Here is a 1,798-nt window from a genome sequence, read left to right on the forward strand (position 1 = left end):
GAACAGTAGAGCAGGCAAAAAATGCCTATCCGAAAACAGGCGGACAAATTACAGGGAAAGTTTATGCTGACGACGATATTGAAGCCAAAGGGTGGATTGGGGCGACCAAACTGTATGATCATTTTGACCATGGTGGCTGGTCGCGTGCGTACAGCGAGGCGTTTCCCCCCTCAGCGGCAGTTGTTGGCGCCTATTCCCGTGATGAGTCCAATACCAAATTCGCGTACAAAACCTCACAGGAAACCTTCACCTGTGGCAACCTGCATGTTGATGCAACGCATGACTGGTCTGGTATTGAATTCAAAAAGCCGAGTGGTTACAACACCACGTTAAACTCCAATCCTGATAACAGCGAAAATATGCTGACTATCCGGTATAGGGATAAGAAAGATGACACAATGCACTATGTGGATATACGGAAAAAATCCGGCACGATGGCGTTGGTTGAACAGTTGCTCGGTGTCGGTCAGAAATGGACTGACGTTATATCCAATCGCCGAAATAAAACAACGTACACAAATTCCAGCGATAAACCCATCATTGTTTACATTGAATCAAACAGAACAGGAGCATCAAGCCCGTTCAGTATCGATATTACAGTCAGCGGGTTGCGGGTTGCTTACCGTTGGATAAGCGTTGATGAAATTGTGTCTCTATGTGCGATTGTCCCTCCTGGTGCAACATATCGTGTTAATGGTGGCTGGGGACAACCGTCTGAGTGGGTAGTGATTAATAATTGGATTGAGCTGAGGTAATGATGAAATATTACAAATCTAAAGACAATCAGGTTTATGCATACGAGTCAGACGGTTCTCAGAACGATTGGATTAAACCGGATTTAATCCTTGTCACAGAAGCTGAGGCTATGGCGATTGCAAACCCACCACCCACACCGGAGCAGTTACAACAACACGTGGAATATGAAAAACAATACCTACTCAGGACTGCCACAGAAAAAATCGATATCTACCAGGATGCAGTCGATTTGAGTATCGCCACCAACTCGGAAAAATTCGCATTAACCGAATGGCGTAAATACCGGGTGCTGCTCAATCGGGTGGATTGTACTACCGCACCCGATATCCAATGGCCGGATGTGCCGAAGTGAGAGCAGGGCCATTGCTGGCCCTCTGAATATTTTACTTCGGCATCTCAGGCCATGTAACATCAAGAGCCAGTGAAGTATCTACACGAGTGAGTAATACCCGATATTTCTTCCATTCGAGTAAAGCGGCTCTTTCTGCTTCAGTAGCAACTTCCAAATCAACAGAGTCTTGGAGTAACGAAAGTGTTTCATTCGCTTGTCGTAACAGTGTTGCTTGTTGTTGCTTGGCATTATTAATCTGACTGGATTTCAAGAGATCTTTATCAACTACCCACTCTTTGCCGTCCCATTTGTCATAGTCGGTGTCAGGTTTCTTGAAAGTCAGCGTATCGGGCAGCTCACCGATTTCAGTTATCTCACGTTTTTGACGAGTTTTCGTATCGTAAGCGATTTTTCCGCGATAGTCTGGGAGGATTTCCCAACATTTACCGTCCATGCTGCGGCAGACAGCCTCGTCATCAGATTTCGGTAACTCTGGAGCATCAGGATAAGCACCCGCCGATAAACTGACACCGAGCATCACATACTCGATATCAGAGCTCGTGAATTCTCTTGTTATCTGATTCGAGTGATAAACCTTTATCCACCCGGCCTGAGTGGCTAATCCGTCTTTACCCAATACGGCTGTTTCATGTTCTAAAGAATACTTTTGCTCTGTCATTATGCGGCTCTCACTATGTAGTTAAATGCGAT

Annotated in this window: 2 protein-coding genes and 1 pseudogene; 2 read left to right on the forward strand and 1 reads right to left on the reverse strand. The window is 45.6% G+C overall.

Annotation, left to right across the window (positions count from 1 at the left end; translation table 11 throughout):
• Nucleotides 1–755, forward strand: a pseudogene (locus LGZ99_RS24305) (hypothetical protein); the annotation flags it as partial.
• A gap of 2 nt (nt 756–757) precedes the next feature.
• On the forward strand, nt 758–1,108 hold the full coding sequence (locus LGZ99_RS24310; RefSeq protein WP_046976929.1) for a tail fiber assembly protein: 351 nt from the start codon (nt 758–760) through the stop codon (nt 1,106–1,108).
• A gap of 31 nt (nt 1,109–1,139) precedes the next feature.
• Here the strand turns inward: LGZ99_RS24310 and LGZ99_RS24315 are convergent, their stop codons facing one another.
• A complete protein-coding gene (locus tag LGZ99_RS24315) occupies nt 1,140–1,766 on the reverse strand; it encodes a tail fiber assembly protein (protein WP_046975785.1) in 627 nt (208 codons plus the stop codon).
• Nucleotides 1,767–1,798 lie beyond the last annotated feature (32 nt).

Source organism: Photorhabdus temperata, assembly GCF_025384845.1.
GTDB lineage: Bacteria > Pseudomonadota > Gammaproteobacteria > Enterobacterales > Enterobacteriaceae > Photorhabdus > Photorhabdus temperata.

What these genes read in the sequence shown, in the direction of transcription:
- LGZ99_RS24315 (WP_046975785.1), bottom strand. Translation starts at nt 1,766, where the DNA reads ATGACAGAGCAAAAGTATTCTTTAGAACATGAAACAGCCGTATTGGGT.
- LGZ99_RS24310 (WP_046976929.1), top strand. Translation starts at nt 758, where the DNA reads ATGAAATATTACAAATCTAAAGACAATCAGGTTTATGCATACGAGTCA.